Origin of the sequence: Psychrobacter sp. WY6 (assembly GCF_018448495.1) — a bacterium.
Taxonomy (GTDB): Bacteria; Pseudomonadota; Gammaproteobacteria; order Pseudomonadales; family Moraxellaceae; genus Psychrobacter.
Map to the genome: position 1 here is coordinate 408703 of NZ_CP049902.1, position 21751 is coordinate 430453.

Annotated in this window: 18 protein-coding genes and 3 pseudogenes; 18 read left to right on the plus strand and 3 right to left on the minus strand. The window is 42.4% G+C overall.

What is annotated here, in order from left to right; translation table 11 throughout:
• Positions 1-106: 106 nt before the first annotated feature.
• The 9 genes from G7Y90_RS01980 to G7Y90_RS02020 all read left to right on the plus strand — a co-directional run bounded on the left by G7Y90_RS01980 (position 107) and on the right by G7Y90_RS02020 (position 8386).
• On the plus strand, positions 107-844 hold the full coding sequence (locus G7Y90_RS01980; RefSeq protein ID WP_250163239.1) for a dienelactone hydrolase family protein: 738 nt from the start codon (positions 107-109) through the stop codon (positions 842-844).
• Between the two features lie 317 nt (positions 845-1161).
• On the plus strand, positions 1162-1953 hold the full coding sequence (locus G7Y90_RS01985; RefSeq protein WP_250163240.1) for an SDR family NAD(P)-dependent oxidoreductase: 792 nt from the start codon (positions 1162-1164) through the stop codon (positions 1951-1953).
• A 139-nt stretch (positions 1954-2092) separates the two neighbouring features.
• Positions 2093-2521 carry a hypothetical protein gene (locus G7Y90_RS01990; protein WP_250163241.1) on the plus strand — a complete coding sequence of 143 codons (429 nt, stop codon included), beginning with the start codon at positions 2093-2095 and terminating at the stop codon, positions 2519-2521.
• Positions 2522-2716: 195 nt separating this feature from the next.
• Complete coding sequence (locus tag G7Y90_RS01995) at positions 2717-4366, plus strand: DUF2339 domain-containing protein (protein ID WP_250163242.1); 1650 nt, start codon at positions 2717-2719, stop codon at positions 4364-4366.
• Positions 4347-5765 (plus strand): DUF2339 domain-containing protein, encoded by a 1419-nt coding sequence (locus G7Y90_RS02000; RefSeq protein ID WP_250163243.1) that lies wholly within the window; start codon positions 4347-4349, stop codon positions 5763-5765. Before G7Y90_RS01995 ends, G7Y90_RS02000 begins: the two co-directional genes overlap by 20 nt.
• A gap of 162 nt (positions 5766-5927) precedes the next feature.
• Entirely contained in the window at positions 5928-6845 is a 918-nt protein-coding gene (gene ylqF / locus G7Y90_RS02005) for a ribosome biogenesis GTPase YlqF (protein WP_250163244.1), read from the plus strand.
• Between the two features lie 86 nt (positions 6846-6931).
• Positions 6932-7342: a hypothetical protein gene (locus tag G7Y90_RS02010; RefSeq protein ID WP_201560905.1), complete on the plus strand. Its 411-nt coding sequence runs from the start codon at positions 6932-6934 to the stop codon at positions 7340-7342.
• A 115-nt stretch (positions 7343-7457) separates the two neighbouring features.
• The gene (locus G7Y90_RS02015; RefSeq protein WP_250163245.1) at positions 7458-7661 is read left to right on the plus strand and encodes a DUF6414 family protein; all 204 of its coding nucleotides are present in this window, start codon (positions 7458-7460) and stop codon (positions 7659-7661) included.
• Between the two features lie 35 nt (positions 7662-7696).
• On the plus strand, positions 7697-8386 hold the full coding sequence (locus G7Y90_RS02020; protein ID WP_502937411.1) for a DUF6414 family protein: 690 nt from the start codon (positions 7697-7699) through the stop codon (positions 8384-8386).
• A gap of 144 nt (positions 8387-8530) precedes the next feature.
• Here G7Y90_RS02020 and G7Y90_RS02025 read toward each other — a convergent pair whose 3' ends face one another.
• Complete coding sequence (locus tag G7Y90_RS02025) at positions 8531-9046, minus strand: GlcG/HbpS family heme-binding protein (RefSeq protein WP_238034592.1); 516 nt, start codon at positions 9044-9046, stop codon at positions 8531-8533.
• A gap of 373 nt (positions 9047-9419) precedes the next feature.
• Between G7Y90_RS02025 and mutY the strand changes: the two genes are divergently transcribed.
• From mutY to G7Y90_RS02045, 4 genes are all read left to right on the plus strand, one after another.
• Entirely contained in the window at positions 9420-10370 is a 951-nt protein-coding gene (mutY, locus tag G7Y90_RS02030; protein WP_250163247.1) for an A/G-specific adenine glycosylase, read from the plus strand.
• Positions 10371-10392: 22 nt separating this feature from the next.
• On the plus strand, positions 10393-10707 hold the full coding sequence (locus tag G7Y90_RS02035) for an NUDIX hydrolase (protein ID WP_250163248.1): 315 nt from the start codon (positions 10393-10395) through the stop codon (positions 10705-10707).
• Positions 10708-10966: 259 nt separating this feature from the next.
• Complete coding sequence (locus G7Y90_RS02040) at positions 10967-11638, plus strand: hypothetical protein (protein ID WP_250163249.1); 672 nt, start codon at positions 10967-10969, stop codon at positions 11636-11638.
• A 14-nt stretch (positions 11639-11652) separates the two neighbouring features.
• Positions 11653-12048: a hypothetical protein gene (locus G7Y90_RS02045; RefSeq protein WP_250163250.1), complete on the plus strand. Its 396-nt coding sequence runs from the start codon at positions 11653-11655 to the stop codon at positions 12046-12048.
• A gap of 91 nt (positions 12049-12139) precedes the next feature.
• Here G7Y90_RS02045 and G7Y90_RS18335 read toward each other — a convergent pair.
• Positions 12140-13034, minus strand: a pseudogene (locus G7Y90_RS18335) (acyl-CoA thioesterase).
• A gap of 675 nt (positions 13035-13709) precedes the next feature.
• Positions 13710-16615, minus strand: a pseudogene (gene rapA / locus G7Y90_RS02060) (RNA polymerase-associated protein RapA).
• Positions 16616-17246: 631 nt separating this feature from the next.
• On the opposite strand from rapA, the gene G7Y90_RS02065 reads away from it, so the two are divergent.
• From G7Y90_RS02065 to G7Y90_RS02085, 5 genes and pseudogenes are all read left to right on the plus strand, one after another.
• Complete coding sequence (locus G7Y90_RS02065) at positions 17247-18329, plus strand: cache domain-containing protein (RefSeq protein WP_250163253.1); 1083 nt, start codon at positions 17247-17249, stop codon at positions 18327-18329.
• Positions 18296-19558, plus strand: a complete 1263-nt coding sequence (locus tag G7Y90_RS02070; RefSeq protein WP_250163254.1) for a sensor histidine kinase — start codon at positions 18296-18298, stop codon at positions 19556-19558. Before G7Y90_RS02065 ends, G7Y90_RS02070 begins: the two co-directional genes overlap by 34 nt.
• A gap of 79 nt (positions 19559-19637) precedes the next feature.
• Positions 19638-19886 carry a response regulator gene (locus G7Y90_RS02075; protein ID WP_250163255.1) on the plus strand — a complete coding sequence of 83 codons (249 nt, stop codon included), beginning with the start codon at positions 19638-19640 and terminating at the stop codon, positions 19884-19886.
• A complete protein-coding gene (locus G7Y90_RS02080) occupies positions 19847-20593 on the plus strand; it encodes a response regulator (RefSeq protein WP_250163256.1) in 747 nt (248 codons plus the stop codon). Before G7Y90_RS02075 ends, G7Y90_RS02080 begins: the two co-directional genes overlap by 40 nt.
• Before the next feature lie 186 nt (positions 20594-20779).
• Positions 20780-21720 (plus strand): annotated as a pseudogene (locus tag G7Y90_RS02085) (D-2-hydroxyacid dehydrogenase).
• The last annotated feature ends 31 nt before the right edge of the window (positions 21721-21751 follow it).

Sequence of the window (21751 nt, forward strand, 5' to 3'; positions counted from 1 at the left end):
CCTAGGTTGAGCGTTAAGGTAGTAAAAGTAAGAAAAACGATGTCGCAAAAACACAGACAAATAACCTTTATAACGTACAACTCCTCACATAAAAAAGGATAATAATATGTCAATTAAGACTTTTGAATTAATCAGTACCACCGAAAACGGTGTCCAGCTTATCAGCTATGTGGCATTGCCAGAAAATGCATCTGACGACCATCCTGTTGCGGGAATTTTAGTAGCGCCAGAATGGTGGGGTATCGTTGATCACCCAAAATCAGTGGTCGAGCGCTTGGCAGAAGCAGGTTATGCTGCCGTCGCAATGGACGTCTACGGTGAAGGCAAGCTGACCACCGATGCTGCACAAGCGAATATGTGGATGGAGCAAGTATTAGAAGATCAAGATATGCTGATGGCGCGCTGCCGTTTAATCCTTAATGACTTTAGCGACCAGTTAGCCGTTGATGGTGACAATCTAGCAGCGATTGGCTTTTGCTTCGGCGGTAAGGTCGTGCTTGATATGGCTCGCGAAGGCATGCCATTAAAAGCGGTTGCCACTTTCCATGGCAACCCAACACCAAAACAGCCAGCGGATAAAAACTTCACCGCTAACGTATTGGTTGCTCACGGTCGCGATGATTCAATGGTATCCATGGAAGCAATAGAAGGTCTAAAATCAGAACTAGATGCTGCTGGTGTTGACTATATTATCGATGTTTATGACAACGCTAAGCATGGCTTTACCAACCCACATGCCGATGAGCGCGCTGCTAAAAATGTTGATCTTGGCTACAACGAATCTGCTGCCAAGCAAAGCTGGGAAAACATGCTTGAATTTATGGAAAATAACTTAGGTAAATAACTTAGGTAAATAACTTAGGTAAATAATCTTTGGATCAGGCATATCAATAGCTGTTTTCAGGTTATTAACACATTATTTATTAACCCCTATCTATTAACCCACTATATAGCAGAGTGCGCCCGGCATAGCAGAGTGCGCCCGGCGCACTCTGCTTTTTTATCGTAAACAAATCCATATTGGTCATTACACACTTACAAAGGCTTACTATTAGTAAGGATTTAAGACGCTAACATGGTTATTGTACAGTCGTGATTTATAAAATCGGTCACACCACTTGCTGATAGCTCTTTAATCACTCACTAATAATAAGGTAAACCATGAAAACCATCCAACAACTATTCGACTTTCATCATAAAACCATCATTATCAGTGGTGCAGCAGGCGCTATTGGTAGCGAGGCGGCACGGTTTTTAAGCTCATTAGGAGGCAACATTGTCCTCGCTGATTTAAATGAAGATAAAGTGAAGAAAATTGCCGCTGATATCGAAAAAGAAACAGGCAATGCAACCTTAGGTATGAAAACTGACTTTACTGATGAGACGCAAATTGCAGCCTTGGTCGATGCAACTATTGCAAAATTCGGCAAGATTTCTGCAGTAGTCAACAACGTCGGTTGGGGTGCAAATACGCCCTTATGGGAATCTACCACCGAAAAAATGGTCAATGCGTATAAGCTCAACACCTTGGGATCTTATCATTTGACTCGTTTATGTATGCCGTATTTAAAACAAGAAGAAAACGCCTCTGTGGTATTTTCTGGATCCATGGTTGGTAATACACCATCGCCAGAATTTATCGAATACAGCACAGCTAAAGCGGGCTTGCTAAATATGGTAAAAAGTATGGCGGTCGCATCAGGTCCTGAAGTGCGCTTTAACTCACTAATCATCGGTACAGTAGATAATGGTGCTTCCTCTGAAGAAGCCGGTTATACCCAAGAAATGATCGATAATGTGGTCAAAGGTATCGTCCTAAAACGACGTGGCGTGCCAGCAGATATCGCTCAAGCGATGGCGTTTTTGTTAAGTGATGCAGCGTCTTGGATTACTGGTGCCGAACTGACAGTCAATGGCGGCGGTGTTTATAAAAGCAAAATGCCCACCTCATAAACTCAGCCATCACTTTAATCATAAATTTATAAACGATACATACTAGGGCGTGTTGAGCATTCGACCATACTGGGTAGGATTTTATCTACTCAGTATTTTTTATGCATAAACCTATTCGCTTAGACTTGGAACATAAACCATGACAACAACATTAAACGCAAAATTGCTAAAAGGCGCTATGCTTACTGGCGTAATCAATGCCTTCATTAACGGCGGCATACAATACTTCTTCTTAAAAACATACTCATCAATCGCAATATCTGTTGACTCTATTACCAATAATGAAGACACGGTGCTCGGTACCTCCGTTACCTTATCGATTACGTTAGCCATGATTTTGACTATGGTGGCTTATTTTGGTATCAAAGAAAAAAAAGTAGCCTTCTTCCCAACCGCTTTTTGGTTGACGATAAAGCATGGATTTTTCACCTTTGGGGTATTGACCTCTCTTGCTGTACTATGGCAAAAATACGCAGGTACGGTCGAAGTATCTTTGATTTCAGCTTTAATTATTATCGGTGTTTGCAGGTATCGTCTCAGGTATGGTGAATTATCTAACCCTGCGTGAATGTACATTATCAGAAAGACAAATAATTATATGCCGCTTAAACATCTTAGTTTATAAAGCATCAAGGTCAGCTCCATGATCGTGAACGAATAATCTTGGGCTAGCCCGTTTTTTTGATGAGCGCTTTGCTTGTGTTTGCTTTGAAATCGAGTCATCATCAAGCCATCAAATATTGAGTAACGGTGTGGTAGCGCTATGTCTGATATCAGCGGGTTTGTATGGCTTGTTTGTCTAGTAGTGATTATCGTTTTTTACCATAAACTAAAGCGACGCGTTGATCAGCTTCAACAAGACATCACGCAACTGCAAGATGAGTTACAAGCGCAGCAACACCGTGTCAGCTCTATGAATAATAACGCCAATAATGACGTTGATGTTCATACTGAACCAATGGCTCAAACGATAGCTGAGACTCACTCGCCCCAACCTATTATCGAGGAGCTATTTGACTCAGCACCTCCTTTACCTACTGCTACGATTAACCCGAAACCAATCCCTTCTCCAAAAAAACCATCGCCCATAGAGCCGGATGAGCGCTCACTACCTATCGTCACTTCACTCATTCACTCCATCAAAAACTGGTTTTTTGGCGGTAATCTAGTCGTACGCGTTGGCGTGATCGTCTTACTTATCGGTGTGGTGCTACTACTTCGCTTGTTAAGCGACTATATCGAAGTGTCGATAGCATCCAAGCTTTTAGCGATAGGCATCCTCGGTTTAGGTCTGGCAGCATTAGGTCTAAAATTGGCAAAAAATCGCTTTGCTTATGGCATCACCCTACAAGGCGCAGGCTTAGCGATTGCGTATTTAACGACCTTTTTTGCCTATAGCGTTTACCAAGTCTTGCCTAGTTTACCGAGTTTTATTGGGCTTGGGCTATTATCTGCGATTACCATTGCACTCGCCGTGCGTCAAAACGCTTTTCCGCTGGCGTTGTTGGCATTATCGGGTGGTTTTTTTGCGCCTATTTTGACCAGTGAAGACACGGGCAGTTTGGTGATATTGTTTAGTTACTATCTGCTATTGAACGTGACGATTGCGATTATCGCGCATTACCGCCCATGGAAAATACTGAATTTATTCGGTGTCACTGTGACCTTTGGGTTAGCTTACTACTGGGGCATCAGTGAAAATTTGAGCACAGTCATTGAGGCGCAGCGCTGGTCTTTAGTCCTACTGGTCACCTTACATTTACTGCTATATCTGTTTGTCGTCATTCGCTACGCCCAACAAATCATTGTCTACAATACCCTTAATGAAACAGACATCATCCAGACAGATAGCGCAGACAACGTAAAACATCTAGATAGCGTTCACGTAAGAAATAACAGCTATGTATTTCCTATTGATACTGGCTTACTATTTTCAGTGCCGATATTAGCCTTTGGTTTATTTGCGGCATTATTAGATGACATTTCTAACGCCTTAACCATCGCGAGTGCTATTTTAGCCACTGTTTATTTAGGACTTGGCTGGTTGTTTATACAACGTAGCCAGCGTTATGCCTTAATCACCGAAGGTATGCTGGCTTTAGGATTTGGTTTTTTGGCGCTGGTAATACCTTTAGCATTAGATGCTGAATGGATTGCTTTTGGCTGGTCAGTACAAGGACTGGCACTGGTATGGTTTGGACGGCGCTCATTGCGAGCGTGGTCAGTGCTATTCGGTCTTTTATTGCAGCTAATCAGTATCGGCATGCTGATGGTAAAAGTCGTCTTCGCCATTCAAGATTATCCGACATTGGCATTAACCATTTCGGCTATGACTTATCTAGCCACTGTATTTATTTTACGCACGAACAACTCGCCAGCTATGCTAAATGAGTTTGAACGAAGACTTAAATGATAGCTTAGATAATCATTCAACATATTCTCAAGAGCAAAACGCCACGCCAGATGCGATAGCAACCTATACCAACGCGTTAGGTATTAGCACTCATGCCGCCCAGCAATGGCTAACCTCAATCAATAGCCAAAGCACCGTGTTTAATCTTGTTTGGCACAGCCCTGTATTCATGCGGTTTTTGACCTTTACTGCTATGGCTTGGATGATACAAGTATTGTTGCTTGATGTTAATCAATGGTTTGCCAGTTGGACACTGGCAACGACGACCATGATTGCACTCGCAGCACTGGTCAGCCTTGCCATTTATTGGACAATCAATCGTTATCACTCGTGGATAGAAATCAGACAGCTTAGCCACGGCTTATCGATCGTCTTTTATCTCATGCTCGTCATACAATTGCCGCAAAAATTCGAGTTTCATTTAATATGGCAGACAGCAGATTGGCTACTATTTACTAGTTTAATCGTTGGTTGGTTGATTATCGGACAATCGTGGTTAAAGACGTGGTACGACCATTCCGAGCTGTCACGCTATGATGGCACGAGCTGGCTGGTAGCTAGCATTTTAATCATTGCTGCCGCCGCCCACTATGGACTCGCAGATTCCGCTGGCGTGATGGCTGTCTTGATGCCAGCCATTTTAATATTGGCTGGGCTATGCTTCAGCTATCGTAATTCCGATTATCGTCAGCAAAATAAGCGCACGAATCAGGTATTAAAACAAAGCCCACTATACTGGTTTGATTGGCAACAAGCGCTATTAAGCTGCGCGGCTATCTTTGCGCCCATTGCTTTAAGTTGGGTCATCATTACCAACTGGTTATATGATGGTGTAATTTGGGGTATGTCCTACTTCCCACTACTGAATTTATACGACATTACCTCATGGCTGACGCTATCGGTTGGCTTTAGTCTGTATTACATCAGCCAACGTCGCCACAATGAAACCGTTATCGATTCGAGTGTAGCTGCCAAATCTAAGCGCGTATTCACCACTGAGAATTTGCTAATCATATTGGGACTAATCAGTTTTTGGTTAATCTCCAGCATGTTGGTCAGAACGCTACACGCCTTTATTGGTACGCCACTTTGGGATGACCATCAAGGCGGCGCATGGCAGAGCGAGCAAGTACAAACAGGACTGACGATTTTATGGACGCTCTTGGCATTGGTTGCCACCATCATAGCGAGTCGCTACTGGCAACGCGCGCTTTGGTTTATGGGTATTGGGCTATTGGGTGTCGTCGTCCTTAAACTAGTCTTAGTCGATTTGTCACAAACCGAAGCGATTTGGCGAGTGATATCTTTCCTTGGCGCAGGCAGTTTAATACTATTAATTGGTTATCTTGCACCGTTACCCCCTGCCCGCGATGAAATAGAAAATCCAGCTCAAGAGTAACAGCGCATCTGGTTGGGCGAAATTGTAGCGTGAGCAAGGTGGTTCTGTAGTAAACTGGACACCATGAAAAGTAAATGACGATCGTCTTACTTTGCGCATTTTTTATAAAAGGTTATGAAAGCAGATGGATAGAGAGCAAGTATTCAGTGGTTCCCTGGGCACATGAACAAAGCCCGTAACGAAATCAAAGAAATCATGCCGCAGATGGATTTGGTCATCGAGGTCATCGATGCGCGTATCCCATATAGTAGTGAAAACCCAATGGTCGCGGCATTGCGCGGCGAAAAGCCCGTCATCAAAATCCTGAACAAAGCCGACCTTGCTGATCCTGAATTGACCCAAGCGTGGATGGACTATCTTGAGCAGCAAAGCGGTGTGAAAGCCATTGCTTGCGATACTGATAAAGCCAATGATGTCAAACGTATCATCGCCATCTGTAAACAACTTGTGCCCAATAAAGTGGGCACGGGTCGCCAAATCAAAGCCATGATTATGGGAATTCCAAACGTTGGTAAATCAACATTGATTAATACCTTGGCTGGACGTGCTGTCGCAAGAACTGGCGATGAGCCAGCGGTCACCAAGTCGCAGCAATTGATTAAACTTGACGATGACATCATGCTCTATGACACGCCCGGTATGCTATGGCCAAAAGTCGAAAACGAAAACTCTGGCTATCGTCTGGCAGCGACGGGCGGTATTCGTGATACGGCTTTTGACTTCGCTGATGTTGCGAGCTATACCGCTGAATACTTGATGCAAGCCTATCCTGAGCTACTAAAAACCCGCTATAAAATAGAAGCACTACCAAAGACTGATTGGGAGTTTTTTGAAGTCGCTGGACGCAATCGCGGCTGTGTACGTTCGGGCAATCAAGTCGATACCTACCGCATGTCTGAGATTTTGATCAACGAGTTACGTAGCGCTAAGCTTGGGCGCATTACGCTTGAGACGCCAGCCATGTCTGAAGCTGAAGAACTCGTCGTCGCCGAGCAACGCTTAGCAGCAGAAGAGAAAAGAATCGCTAAAGAAGAAGAAAAACGCTTACGTCGTTTGAAAACGCGGAAGAATCGAAAGTAGGTTACCGGAACATAATCCTACTATAGTTTGATATTGATAATATGCGTACTTATTTACTCTAAAACTTCTAAGGTACATCTTGGACTATGAGAAATAAAAAGACTAAATGGCTAATTTATACAGTACTTGTAGGTTTAATTCCCATTCTGGCAAGATTTATGGTTTGGTTTGTAACTAAAGAAGGTAGTCTCGATCTATTATCAGCCTCTGATTTTGTTGCTTTCGGATTAGTTTTGCACATCTCTAATATCAACGAAATAGAACACTACGAAGGACAACGAGAACAGTGGAAAACTGTCCAAAATGGTATTTCGATTACATTTATAGCTTTTTATAGCATTTTATTAGCTTTGAATCTAGTTGGAGCAGATGTTATTGATATTAAAGCTATAACATTTTGTGCTATTGGTTTATCAGTAGTTTCATTTGTTATCAGCTACTCAGTATATGATGCAGTTTCAAGAATACCTATTACTTCTGTTGAGAATAAAATATGACTACTATAATTATAGTTGCGACTATTATCTTAGCTTTGATAGGTATACTTATAGCTGTTTGGTCAATAGTAGATACTAGAAGAAACACTATGATGACTATATAAAAGGAAAAGAAGTGATTAAAAATATTATATATCTTGATGAAGACAAAATGTATTCGCTATCTTCACAGCTTTTTGAGGGAGTAACTGAATACGTTTTGAATGAGAAGAACTTAGAAAAATCAGAATCAGAACAACAAAAAGGTTCTATGAATAGCGGTAGAATAGTTGGCGATATCTTAAAAAACAGTGAAAGAACACAGAAAAGAAGTTTTTAAATGACTACTCATATACTCTTTTTGAAAAAAAGCTTATTGAAGAAAATAAAGTACTGACAGTTTCATACGAAAGCTCTAGTTTAGAGAAACTGATAAAAGAAAAATCATTTATAAAAGTCACAGCAAAGGCAACATTCAACGATATAGATTCAATAATAAGTACTCTTAATAACTTTAACCGAATGGGTAAAGCACTAACATATGTTACTAATTACGAAAATATTAAGTTAGTTAAAGCGGAACTCTCGAGAGTTCAAAAAGGAAAAGATGAAAGAGATAAAATTAGCGTGCTGAACGCTGAAATTAAGAGAATTAGTGATATAGATAAACTATCAATCGAGCAAGGCTTAAATTTTGATAAACAGTTACTTGATGATTTAGGTTTTCTTTTAGAATATGGTTTAGGAGGTCAACTTGAAGTACAAATGAATCTTTCCAATCATATAGCTTCAGCTAATCTTAATCGAAAGTTTCTTAGAGAACCAGAAGACTTAGTAATTCGTAAATATTCAAGACAGACTGAAGTTCAATTTACTTTATTCGGTATAATTACACAATATGAAAAAGAACAAACTAGCCCTCCTGAAGCAGCGCATGACTATGAAACTTTGAAAGAAGCTATAATGAACATGGTTTCTCATATAACTAATTTAGAATCCGCATTCACTGGCAGGCTTAGCAATGAAATAATTATCGATCCCATCGCAATGTATACTGAACTATAAAGATTAATCTTTGAATTAGGATCCTAAAAACTATTTTTTAGAGCTCATACAAAAAAGCCCCTAAGGGCTTTTTTATGTCTACTGCTAGCGATATCGAAGTTTTTCGATGATATCTAAATCATTTAGCGATATCTAAGCCATCAACTACTTCTGTTTAGGCATGACTTTTTCGATAGCTTTCAACGCACAAGCTTCGTCTTGTACTGCACCGCCTGCGCCGCCCGCTGCAATAGCGCCAATCACATCATTGCCAAACTTTAACGGCACACCACCGCCGATCAGCAGTAAATCATTTACCGTATTCAGGTTATTTGAGTCTGGATTAGCGCGAGCATTATCCGCCAAAGTGCGTGAAGGCGTCTTGGTAGATAATGCCGTAAATGCCTTGCGAACAGCAGCATCAGTATTGTGCGGACCAACGTTATCATCACGCTGTAGCGCGATTAAATTACCAGCACGATCAACAACTGCGACAACGGCAGATTTGCCCTCTGCGTGACAGGCTGCCATGGTGGCATCGATTAATTCATTGGCCAACTCTAAAGAAACATTGGGCTGTTGTAATACTAGATTTGGTTTGGCGGCCAAAACGTTGGCTGAACAGCCAATGACTGCTAGCGCCAATATTGCTTTAGATAAGTAGTTCGAGATTAACTTCATAAAGAGTCCTAAATATTACTCATACATGTGAGCGTTTGTTTGAAATGATGCTTAGTGAGCTTTAATAAGCGTATTTGATGAAACCAGACAACGAGTTATCGTTAACTCAAAGGTGCTCTTGCGACTCTAGCGAGAATGAGAGTCATAATCTTGCAAAAAGCACAACAATGATAAGTTAATTTTTCTACAAAATTCAATTAATTTTGTAAGATTTACTTTATAAATTTGCAACTCTACATTAAGTTTTCTGTTACATACTCTATTTTTTAACACTCACACTCAAAAGACGCTTACATCGTGGTAATCTCGAGCAGCGCACAACAGCGATATCAACTCATTTCTCTCAAAAATCGGTTATAATTCATACACTAATATGCCAAAAATTGATGATATGACTCAGCTTACCCCCACTGCAAACCTTACAACGATAGAAAATAATTTTACTCAACTCGGTACTTCTCTCGATTCGTTCGCCCCGCGCCTACTCGATTGGTTCGCCGAAAACGGTCGCCATGACCTACCTTGGCAGCAGCACCAAACCGACGCGCCCAATCCTTATGTCGTCTGGCTATCCGAAGTCATGCTACAGCAGACGCAAGTAACGACAGTGCTGCCCTACTTTGCCCGTTTTATGGCATCGTTTCCGACCGTGCAAGATTTAGCCGCCGCAGAATGGGATACGGTTGCGGAGCATTGGGCAGGACTTGGCTATTATGCGCGCGCGCGTAATTTGCATAAAGGCGCGAAACAACTGGTCGAAGTCATTGATGAGACGGGCGACTTTCCGCAGACGCTAGCAGGGTGGGAAGCCATCTCTGGCGTTGGGCCATCGACCGCTGGCGCGATTATGGCGATGGGCTTACATCGTTATGGCGTCATCTGTGATGGTAATGTCAAACGTGTCTTGACGCGTTGGGCAGCGATTGACGGTGATATTACCAAGTCTGCCACCACCAAAGAGCTATGGGCATTGGCAGAGCGTTTAACGCCTGTCGATGACTCAGGATTGTTCGCGCAAGCGATGATGGATATGGGCGCGACATTATGCACGCGTAGCAAACCTGCCTGCCTATTATGTCCCCTTCAAGAGGACTGCTTGGCACATGCAGAGGGGCGCGAAACAGATTATCCAGTCAAAGCAAAAAAGCAACCCAAGCCCAGCAAGTTTAGCAATGCGTTATTGATTGAAGACATTGATGGCAAAATACTGTGGCTACAACGCCCTGATAATGGCATTTGGGGCGGACTGTGGAGTTTACCTTTACAGTTTGTTGAAAAAACCGCAGGCAAAGTGAATACTAAAACTGCCGCAGAAAAAAACTGAAATTGACGATACATTATTAAAAGTGACCAGTAATGAAAAAGTATATGAAGCAGAATTTACCACTGCCGAGCAAATTATCAACGAGTGGTTAGATAAGCATAAATTGGCAGCAAAAGCAGTCAGCAATACATTGCTCGATGACGCCCCTATTAAACATTCACTGACCCATTTTCATTGGTATTTGACCCCGCGTAAATTAACGATTGACGCTAAGCAAATAAACGAGCTGAATGAGAAATTGTCAGCGGCTGAAATAGCATTTAAATGGTTGACACAACAAAAAGCGCAAGACAGTTTAGGACTGCCTCGCGCTATGGAAAAAATCATCGAGCGTTAAAATCAGTTTTATTAACTAATATTCTATATTTAACTATTTATTGAAGGTAATTTATGAACAAACCTAAAAAAATTCAAGATAATCCTTCAATTGCCAAAATAACAAATCAAATGGAAAGTATAGAGACTCTATATAAGATATCTCCAATTCTAAAATATTTTTTCCGAAGATAAGTAAGGCTTTTGATAGTTTCCCTGAAATTAAAAATCAAGCCAAAATCTTTGAAGTACCTGATAAATTTAACAAGCGATTTTCAGAATTGGGTTGGGTTGCTTATGAATCAATGAGCTTAGAAATTATGAAGGAAGCTATTGCTAAATATGATACTGAAGGTGTAAAAGTCGCTGAGCAGTTTCTTACTGATTCATATGATGCCGATTGTCTAAAATGGGGAGTACTTAGGTTACAAGGTAATCAAGAATTTCGACGTCGTATCCGACTTATTGAACTTGCAAAAGAAGATTACTTAGCAAAACGCTATCATGCCTGTATTCCTCTACTACTTAGCTTGCTTGATGGTATTGTGAATGACATTTCAAAGCATGTTGGTTTTTTCGCCGACTCAGCAAACATGACGGTATGGGATTCTATGGCTGCACATGAGACAGGGTTGCAAGTAGTAGCATCTCTATTCACTAAAAGTAGAAATAAAACTAGTGAAGAAGCTCTTACTATTCCTTATAGACATGGGATCCTCCACGGTAGAGAGTTAGCTTTTGATAATAAATTAGTAGCAGCAAAAGTTTGGGCAGCACTTTTTGCGACTAGAGATTGGGCAGATGCATTAATAAGTGCTAAAAGTTCTGATTCAATAGAAGAAAAAGGTTGGCAAGAAGTTTTAAGTGATTTTTCAGACACCCAGCGACAAAAGAAGCTAATAGAAAGCTGGAAACCACGTTCAAAGAAAATGTTACTTATCTGCCTTATATAGGCAAAGCAGAGGAATTGCCTTTAAATACTCCAGAGCGAGCAGCAGTAGCAGAATTTATAGAGAACTGGATAACTAGAAGGTATGGGCTATTAGCAGAATCACTTGTATATTTTGTCGATAAATCTAAAGGGAGAAAAGCAGGATTAGCTAAAGAAGACTTTGGAAGACATATACCTTTAGCATATAAAATAGTATCAATTGAAGACAAGGCTGCAGCTATCACTTTAGTAACGGTGGAACTAGAATTCGAAAGCGGTGACCAAAAGATTATCAAAGAAATTAGCGTGTCTACTAATTATCAAGACAACGAAAATAATATACTAGTAAGAACAGAAGATAATGGTCATTGGAAAATCATGCAAAACTCTTTCACTAATATTCTGTATGCTTCTCTTTTTAAAGAAATTTAAAACTAATGTCTATCCCAAAATTGAAAAAAGCGACTTAACATCATGCTAAGTCGCTTTTTTTATTTAACGCTCTTTATAACTATCATTAGCGCTAAGACTTTGGCACACGTAAACGCATCAGACCTTCTTGCTGTACCGTAGCAACCAGCTTACCATCTTGCCAAAACTGCCCATGGTTTAAGCCCTTGGCATTAGACGTGGTATCACTCCACATGTCGTATAGCATCCAACCGTTTAAATAAAAATTACGAAAATGCATCGAGTGATCGATACTGGCCGCTTGCAAGCCGCTGGTCATAAAGCTAACACCATGTGACATCAGCCCTGTACCAACCAGATAAAAATCGGACGAAAATGCCAATAGCGCTTGTTGAATCGCAACAGGTTGATTGCCCAATTCGCGGATACGCAACCAGTTCGCCTGCTTCGGTTTCATTGGCTCTGGATGAATCGGATCACGCGGTTTAAGGGTTTAATTTCGACATGGCGACGCCGCATAAAACGGGCTTTGAGTGCGTCTGGGACTTTTCCCATACTCTTCTTTTAAATCTTGCTCAGCCAGTAAATCCTCTGGTGGCGGATAGACGGGCATGTCTTCTTGATACTCTAAACCCTCTTCCATCGGCGAAAACGAGGCTATCATTGAAAATATACTTGCTCAATGGGCGCTTACCACGCACTTCTTTATACTGAATCGCCGTCACTTCACGCGCAGACAGACTACGACCGTCACGCAAGCGGCGCACCTGATAAATCACTGGCTGCGTGATATCACCACCGCGCAAAAAATAGCCGTGCAGTGAATGACAGGGTTTGTCTTTGTCCAGTGTATGCGCCGCTGCCATGATGGCTTGGGCGAGCACTTGTCCACCAAAAATACGACTGCCAACATAGTCATGGCTCTTACCCTCAAAGACATCGGGGGTCACTTCAATAAGCGCTACAGTAGCTAGCAGCTCATCAATCAATTGCGAATAATCGGACATGACGGTATGTTTCCTTATTTTTATCAAAAACGCTAAGCATCTGAAAATACGCACCCAACGATATCAATATCATATCGCGAAAGACAAAAGATACTTTGCATTTGAATGTAAAATAATATGAAATCACTTGCTAAAAATGCACAAGAGATTTAACACGAAAATTTTAGCGCAAAAAACACGGTCATAGCAGCGCTATCACCAGCATTTATTATATAGTTGTTTCAGCTTAAAAGAAGTACAAAGCCATCGAGTACAAAGGTATATGTGATACTTCACACGAGATGCGCTCACCCTTTTATAGCGAATGGGCTATAAATCGAAAAGATAAACATCTTACCCAATATCGATGGCTTTGACTAGAGAGCGACGCTCACTTGGCAATATCATGTTGATATTTTTGCTTAACATGCCTTAAGGCGCGCTCTAGGGCGTGTCCTCATTTTAAAAATGGTCATAAAAATGAGATAAATTGTCGTCAAACAAGGAAAGTAGCGCAAATAATATCGAGATATTGATAAGCTATTTGACGATGTTTGGCAAAATTTAGCCATTTTTAGCCTTTTTTAGCCCATTTAGAAGATAATCGATTGAATTGAGGACACGCCCTAATATAAACGATATTAATCATAAAAAACGAGATGCTATTAAACATCTCGTTCTTTTGATCATTTACATTTATGGCTTCACTGCCACTAACACACGGATGGAGTCTGGGACTAATAACAGACTACCTAGTGCTTGCTCACCTTGGGCTTTTAGCTGCTCCAAGCGCTCAATTTCGGCAGGGCGTACGTTAGGATTAATCGTTTGTAGATGCTTAAGACGCTTGATTTCACGTGACCACTGCTGGCTAAAACGGGCACTGGCTTGTTCACCAATCTCAGCAAGCTGCTGACGGGCAATCTCTTCCGCTTCATAATAACGCTGCTCCACATCACCGCGTACTTTAATGACTTGGCGAGCACGGTTTTTATCCAGACGCTCAATATGCGGCATAATCATCTCCGCACTGATACGCGAGGACAAATCACTGCCTTGCTCACTGATAAATACACGGATATTTTGCGTGGTCAGCGTCGCGGGTAAATTGAGTAACCTTGGCGCAATGGCTTCAACGCGGAAATTCACTTCGAGCAGCACCATACCTTGTGGTACAGCAGAACTTTTTAGCATCGCCACCGTGGTATTACCAAAGGTGCTGGTACTCGCCAACTCATAAATCGCGCGCATCAATGGATGTTCGTGAGTGATAAATTCGATATCTTCACGCTGTAGTGCTTGCTCACGCTCGAATGTCAACGTCATACCGTCTTCGTCACCGAGTGGCAGACCATCGATATAATCACTAATTTCAGTGCTGTCAATCGGAGCAATCACCCACGAGCCATCGCGCTGGATATTGTGATCGATATTGGCTGAGGCAAAAAAGCGCTCAATAAACTGCGGCAATAGATTATGACTATCAAAATCGCGCATGGCGTCAGCGATACGTTTGGCAACACGTGGGCGACACGAGTTGTATTCTAATAGGCGATCACGACCCGCTTGTAGCTGTGCCTCTAACCCCAATCGCGTCTGTTTCGCTTCTTCGATGATATCTTGTAGTATCGCACGGTTCTCGTCAGTATCCGCGCCTTCAAGCATGGGCTTTAGCTCTTGGATATACTGCTCTTGCACGCTCTGCGCCGTTGGAGAGATTTGATTAAACATATTCAACGCGTCGTGATACCATTTATACAGACGCTCTTGTGCTGTGCCTTGTACATAAGGCACATGGAGCATAATTTGCTGCGTTTGTCCGATACGATCTAGGCGACCAATACGCTGCTCTAAGGTATCTGGATTGGCTGGCAAATCCCACAATATCAGCTGGCTGGCAAACTGGAAGTTACGACCTTCCGAACCAATCTCCGAGCACAACAATATCTGAGCGCCTTCGCTATCGGCAAAAAACGCCGCTGCTTGGTCACGCTCAAGTAAGGTCATCTGCTCAGTAAAGATAGCGGTTTTAATACCAGCATGTAAGCGTAATACCGCCTCCAAGCTCTCAACCGTCGCGCCACTACGGGCAATCAACAGCACTTTTTGTGCTTAAGCTCGCCGCGCAAAATATCAATCAACCAAGGCACGCGTGGGTCATCTTCTAGCCAGCCGCCATCAGGTTGGTTTTCTTCGCCCCATAGCTGCTCACGCAATTTACCATTGGTTTGATAGCTGTCTTTCCATGCGGCAGGTAATGCCAATGGGTACGGCTGGCTGCTACGACCATAGAACCCTTTCACACTTTCACGGGTATTACGGAATAGAACGACCTGTACCATGACGATCTAATAGCTCGTTGAGCGCATAAGTACGCAATTTTTCGTCATCATTAATCGTTGCCAACTCATCAAGACTGATGTCTAACAAGCTGCTTAAAGCGGCAATTTGACTGTCGCTTAATGGCTTATCTTCTATCAATACACCAGCGACAGCAGCCGTTTCAGCAAAGGCTTCTTGACTATCAATAAACTCATCCAAATCATCAAAGCGATCCGGATCGAGCAAACGCAAACGAGCAAAGTGACTTTGTGCCCCAAGCTGCTCTGGCGTCGCTGTCAATAGCATGACCCCTGGCGTTTCTTCAGCAAAATCAGCAATCAAGTCATATTTATCATTGCCGCCTTGCGCCTCATCCCAATGCAGGTGATGCGCCTCATCAACCACCAATAAATCAAACCCTGCATCCATCGCTTGGTCGTACAAATCAGGGTGATCGAGTAATAAATCCATACCCGCAATGATACATTGCTCAGTGGCAAAGACGTTTTGCTCAGGATCGTGTTCTTTAATGGCTGCTGCACGTACCAAATCAAATAAGGCAAAATTTAGATTAAAACGACGACGCAGCTCAATCATCCACTGATATTGCAAACTATCTGGTACAAGAATGAGTACACGCTCAGCTTTGAATGTCAACAACTGTTGATTAATAATCAAACCCGCTTCGATGGTTTTGCCCAAACCAACTTCGTCAGCAAGCAACACACACGCGGTGCGATACGTTTGCCAACTTCATGAGCGATATAGAGCTGATGCTCAATGATATCGACACGCGCACCCATCAAGCCTTTAAGCGGATGACCCGCTAGCGCCGACTGCATACGCAAGATATCTTGACGCAGCTCATACCAATCACCACGCTCAATCCGACCAGCCCAGACGCTCAAGCGGCTTAGCAAGCGTAATATTGGCAGCAAGACGGGTTTCCATAATGCCTCGTTCATGCTCATCGACACTGTATTTGAGTACACCCATCACTTCTTCGACCGCGGTTACGGTATAGCTTTTACCCGCTTGATCAGAAATACTATCGCCGACTTTAAACACCACGCGTGATAATGGCGCGGAGTTTTTGGCGTAGACGCGCGTCTCTTCACTTTGTGGAAATAGAATGTGCACACATCGGTCATCTACATCGATGACCACACCCAAGCCCAGCTCGGACTCCGTATCAGATAAATAACGTTGACCAACGGCAAATTCAGTATTGTGCAATGAAGCGATAGAGATAGTCATAGGGCGATGTCTTTTGTACTCAGATAATAGGAAAAAATAGATAGCTCATAATGAGAGTTGCTAGCGTGAATCACTAGCGCGATGTCATTACTTAATAGTCTGAGAGGTCGCCGGCCATACCGGCAGCGTCAGCTCATTAGCTAGGTCGCAAGATAAAGCCGACCATTATATAACGTTAGCAGCTAGATGAGTGCGCTAAGTTGACTTTTCAAGAGCAGATTATTGCAAGATTATATCAACGCCAACCATAAGTTGGTCATATAAAACAATAAGATAACGACTCGCAAGTAAAGAAAAAATATTGTCATTATAAAATTGATTCTGTATTGTTAAGAAATGCAATAAAACATTTCTTCTTTCTTACCTGACTTATTCAAACTCACGTCTACCCATACTCTTTTGCCGCCTAGTATTCATGATTAATTATCCTTCAGGGTTTACGGGCACAGTATGGCCTTTTATAGTCCTTTAAGTTATAAAACTATCAATAGTTAAGTCGGTTAAGTTATGAGAGTAAAGTTATAGTTTTAATTTTTTGCCATATGTACAGACCATTTTAATTAAGATTACGCATTACCACCTAATTGATTGCCACCAATACCTAGCATTGGCACTCTTCTTCGTGGTCACTATTATCCAAGGACTATCACCATCATGAGTGCCTCCAAAAAAGTTGGCTTTTTTAATCAAGTCAGTACCCAAGTAACCACTATTTTATTTATTGCTTTTGCGGTCGTACTGGCGGTCGTCGTTTATGTTGTTGATAAAGAGGGCTATGAGAAAATTCGCCTTGAATCTGCAAAATTGGTGGCTGAACGTGGCAATACCGCGGTAAATAGTATTTCAGCCGATATCAATCGGGTAATGCGTAGTGCCTTGCTACTACAGCAAAGCGCGCAAACCTTGCCCACAGAAGAGGCGATTTTACAAACCAGTACTGCCAATGCCTTTGATAAGCGTGATTATAACTTACTGGGTAGTGGTGGCATTTGGCCTGAAAAAGGTGCACTTGGGGCAAATACCGCGACCCATCCATTTTTGATGGTGCGTCAAAACGGTGATTATCAAGCGGTGTTGAGCGATCCAAATCCTACCAATCCTTATTATCAAGAAGATTGGTTTAGCGTCTTAAAGTTGCTCAAACCTGAGAGCTGTATTTGGAACCATGTACGCGCCAGCCAAACCAAAGGCGAGCTTGCGATGAGCTGCGGTGTGGCAATCGAGCGTGACAATCAGTTTTGGGGTGCCAGTACGGTTAACTTTACGCTGAATCAGCTACAAGAGAACATCGTCAAGTTAAGCGAAAGCTCAGGCTCAGGCTACATTCTACTCTTGGATAATAGTGACAAGGTGATCGCCTCCTCTAACCCTGAACGCTTAAGCTATATTGATGAGAAAACGGGTACGCCGCTTGATATCAAACAAGTCATCAACTCAGACCCTGCTTGGCAACCCGTGCTTGATTTCTTAGATGTCCAACGTAATGAGATCATCGAACAAGTCGCCGCCAGCGTCTCACCACAAGTTCAGCAGGTACTGACCACGCTTGATAAAGCTGAAACTGGTACGGCAAAAGGTTATTATCTTGTTAACTACGCTGCTTACCTAAATAATGGTAAAAACAAGCAAAACGCCATGGACAGCCGCTTATTACAGAGCTTTGAGCTGGCAAAAACAGTTACTATAACGGCAGTCAAGCCTATGTGTTTGAGATTCCTGAGACTTATTGGAAGCTGATCGTTGTCCAACCTGATGCTGAAATTAACGCCATTGCAGATAATCTCAGTGAAAACTTGGTTAACTGGATTGCATTAGCGCTACTTATCACAGCGGGCGTCATTTACTTCATGCTGACTTTCTTAGCATTCAAACCCTTGAAAGAAACCACTGATAAAATCTCTGAAGCGGAAAACTTAATTAATAATAAGCAATACAATAAGCTGAGCGAGGTTAAATTCGCAGAAGGTCGCAACGAGATTGGACTGGTGAACGGCTCTATTAATGACCTACTAGGCCGAATCCAGTCTAACGAAGGTAAGCTTGCCAACATTAACCAACAGCTAGAGATTAAAGTCGAAGAACGTACTGCTGAGCTACAAGAAACGCTAAAAGAGCTGAAAAATTCGCAGTTGCAATTGATTCGTTCAGAAAAAATGGCAACGTTGGGACAAATGGTGGCAGGCGTTGCTCATGAAGTGAACACACCTTTATCATACGTGCAAAATAACCTTGAAATTATTGGCCAGTTAACTGAGCAATACGAAGAGCTGATTGAATTGGTACAAGGATTAAAAAGCGTTAAAACTGACGCGGCGGCTGATGGAAAAATTGACAAGCTATTGGCGGATATTATCCGTGCTTCTGATGAAATCCAAGAAGATGACCTATCAGCTGAATTAAAAGAGCTGATTAAAGATTCGTTATTTGGCGTCGAGCAAATCACTGAAATGGTACTAAATCTACGTAACTTTGCCCGTCTTGATGAGTCAAAAGTGAAAACCATCGATGTGCGCGAATGTATCGAAGCCTCGCTTAAAATCGCTGGCAACTCCATTAGACATCAAGAGATTGTGACTGATTTTGCGCCCACGCCTGAAGTGAAATGCTCACCGTCGCAAATTAACCAAGTCTTGGTCAATCTACTGAACAATGCCGCGCAAGCTATGGGAGAAAAACCTGATGGCAAAATCGAAGTGCGCACCCGTGCCGATGATCACAATGTTTATATTGATGTGATCGACAACGGTAAAGGTATGAGTCCAGAAGTTCTCAATCAAATCTTTGAGCCGTTCTTTACGACCAAAGGCGCAGGCGAAGGCACAGGTCTTGGTATGGCAATCAGCCAGCAAATTATGGAGCAACATAATGGCGATATCAAAGTCGTATCGACCGAAGGCGTTGGCACCACATTTACGTTAATACTGCCGATTAATAATAACTTAACAGAGCAAAACCTAGTCGCGTAAGCGCTGGGTCAGCTGTCCTGTTATGTAGAACATATTTAGATATTTAACGACTATTATTCATCATCATAAGGATATCATCATGAATGAATTAGAAAATGACTTAACCACAGTTGAAAGCAGCGCTGAGTCAAAGCCGAAGTTGGCATTTATCGACGATGAACAACGCATTTTACGGTCTATGAAACTGCTGTTTCGTAAGACCCATGACGTGTTTATCACCACCGACCCGACTGAGTATATTGACTATATCAAGACAACCATGTACACGTGGCGGTCAGTGACCAGCGGATGCCTGAGCGAGTTGGTGTGGATATCTTACGTGAAGTAAAAGATGTCTCACCGTCTACCATGCGTATTTTATTGACGGGCTATGCCGATTTAAACGCCATTATTGGCTCTATTAACGATGGTGAGATTTATCGTTATTTGACTAAGCCTTGTAAATCTGAAGAGCTGATCACCGTGGTCGGACGCGCTACCGAAGTCGCCTTGACCTATAATCCAGACGAAGATGCCGATCAATTCGACAGTTCAGGTAATAAGCAAACGCTGCTAGTGATCGATGAAACCAATGAGTTGATTGAGCAAATACGTAAGCAATTTTCTCACAGTTATAAAGTACTGCACGCTGAGAGTTTAGAGGAAGCGTACGATTATTTGGCGAATGAAGATATCGGTGTTTGTATCACCGATATCAATGTCAGCGGCGAGAATATCGCGCCGATTATCTTTACTTTAAAACAAGATGCACCGCATTTGGTGGTTTTGGTACAGACTGAGTTTCAAGATGCTGGCTTGCTGATTGATTTGATTAATAAAGGTCAGGTCTATCGCTGCTTGCCGAAACCGATGCGCGCCAGCCTGCTTGAGATTAGCGTCAACCGTGCGTTTCAGCATCATACGAAACTCAAAGCCAGCCCTGATTTGGTCAAACGCTATGAAGTCGAGCATGACCCTGAAAACGACGTGCGTATTGATTTAAGCAGTCGCGTACGTAGCCTTATTGGTAAACTGCGTAAGCGTTTCTCTTTATAAGTACATAAGACTAAATAAGCACAAAAGACTACTGTCTCAATCAACAAAACCTCTATTTCAATATTGAAGTAGAGGTTTTTTGCTTTGGACTTTTTAACGACCTTTTTGACTAAAATCACCAACGTGCTACATTAAGTCGATCATTATTAAAATCATTTAAAAATAACTATTTAATAAGGAATAACCATGCGCGCGGTTTTTTTAGATAAAGGCACTTTTTCTGATGGCATCGACTTGCCAGCCCCAGCAGGCATCAGCGACTACCTCACTTATGATGATACCCCAAAAGATGCTGCTGTTATTGTAGAGCGCTGCAAAGACGCCGACATCATTATTACCAATAAAGTGCAAATCAGCGCTGAAGTGATAAGTAAATTGCCCAAGCTCAAGCTCATTCAACTGACCGCTACTGGTATGAACAACGTCGATCAAGACGCTTGTGTTGAGCACCATGTGGCGCTTTATAATGTCGCAGGTTATGCAGTCAAAAGTGTGCCCGAACATACCTTTATGCTCATGCTCAACGCCATGCGCGCAGGTATTTATTATCATCAAAAAGTCGCTGATGGCACATGGCAAGCAAACGGTAATTTTTGCCTACTGGATATTCCGCTAATAGATTTGGAAGATAAAACGCTAGGTATCATTGGCGTTGGCACTATTGGCAAACGTGTGACCGATATTGCGCGCGCTTTTGGAATGACAGTATTGTGGGCGGAGCAGCAAGGACGCGCACCGCGCAATGACGACTATACCGCGTTTGACGACGTACTGGCACAGTCTGATGTACTGAGCTTGCATTGCCCATTAAACAAGAAAACTCAGCACCTAATTAATGCAGATACTTTAGCAAAAATGGTCAAACAGCCGCTCATCGTCAATGTCGCTCGTGGTGGCATCGTGGATAGCCAAGCGCTGACTGATGCCATTAACAATGAGCAAATCATCGGCTACGCCAGCGATGTGTTTGAACAAGAGCCCATCACTGCTGACGACCCTTTATTAACCATTGCCAAGCATCCCCGCGTTATATTTAGCCCGCATAATGCGTGGGGCAGCAAAGTGCACAAGAAACCTTGTGGCAGATCTTAAGCAATCAAGTTACTGATTTTATTAATGGCCATTAAAAAACATTGAGCAAATGACTGTAACCAAGCG

Coding starts and splice junctions, on each gene's coding strand:
- G7Y90_RS01980 (WP_250163239.1), top strand. CDS start 107: ATGTCAATTAAGACTTTTGAATTAATCAGTACCACCGAAAACGGTGTC.
- G7Y90_RS01985 (WP_250163240.1), top strand. CDS start 1,162: ATGAAAACCATCCAACAACTATTCGACTTTCATCATAAAACCATCATT.
- G7Y90_RS01990 (WP_250163241.1), top strand. CDS start 2,093: ATGACAACAACATTAAACGCAAAATTGCTAAAAGGCGCTATGCTTACT.
- G7Y90_RS01995 (WP_250163242.1), top strand. CDS start 2,717: ATGTCTGATATCAGCGGGTTTGTATGGCTTGTTTGTCTAGTAGTGATT.
- ylqF (WP_250163244.1), top strand. CDS start 5,928: ATGAACAAAGCCCGTAACGAAATCAAAGAAATCATGCCGCAGATGGAT.
- G7Y90_RS02010 (WP_201560905.1), top strand. CDS start 6,932: ATGAGAAATAAAAAGACTAAATGGCTAATTTATACAGTACTTGTAGGT.
- G7Y90_RS02025 (WP_238034592.1), bottom strand. CDS start 9,046: ATGAAGTTAATCTCGAACTACTTATCTAAAGCAATATTGGCGCTAGCA.
- mutY (WP_250163247.1), top strand. CDS start 9,420: ATGCCAAAAATTGATGATATGACTCAGCTTACCCCCACTGCAAACCTT.
- G7Y90_RS02065 (WP_250163253.1), top strand. CDS start 17,247: ATGAGTGCCTCCAAAAAAGTTGGCTTTTTTAATCAAGTCAGTACCCAA.
- G7Y90_RS02075 (WP_250163255.1), top strand. CDS start 19,638: ATGAATGAATTAGAAAATGACTTAACCACAGTTGAAAGCAGCGCTGAG.
- G7Y90_RS02080 (WP_250163256.1), top strand. CDS start 19,847: ATGCCTGAGCGAGTTGGTGTGGATATCTTACGTGAAGTAAAAGATGTC.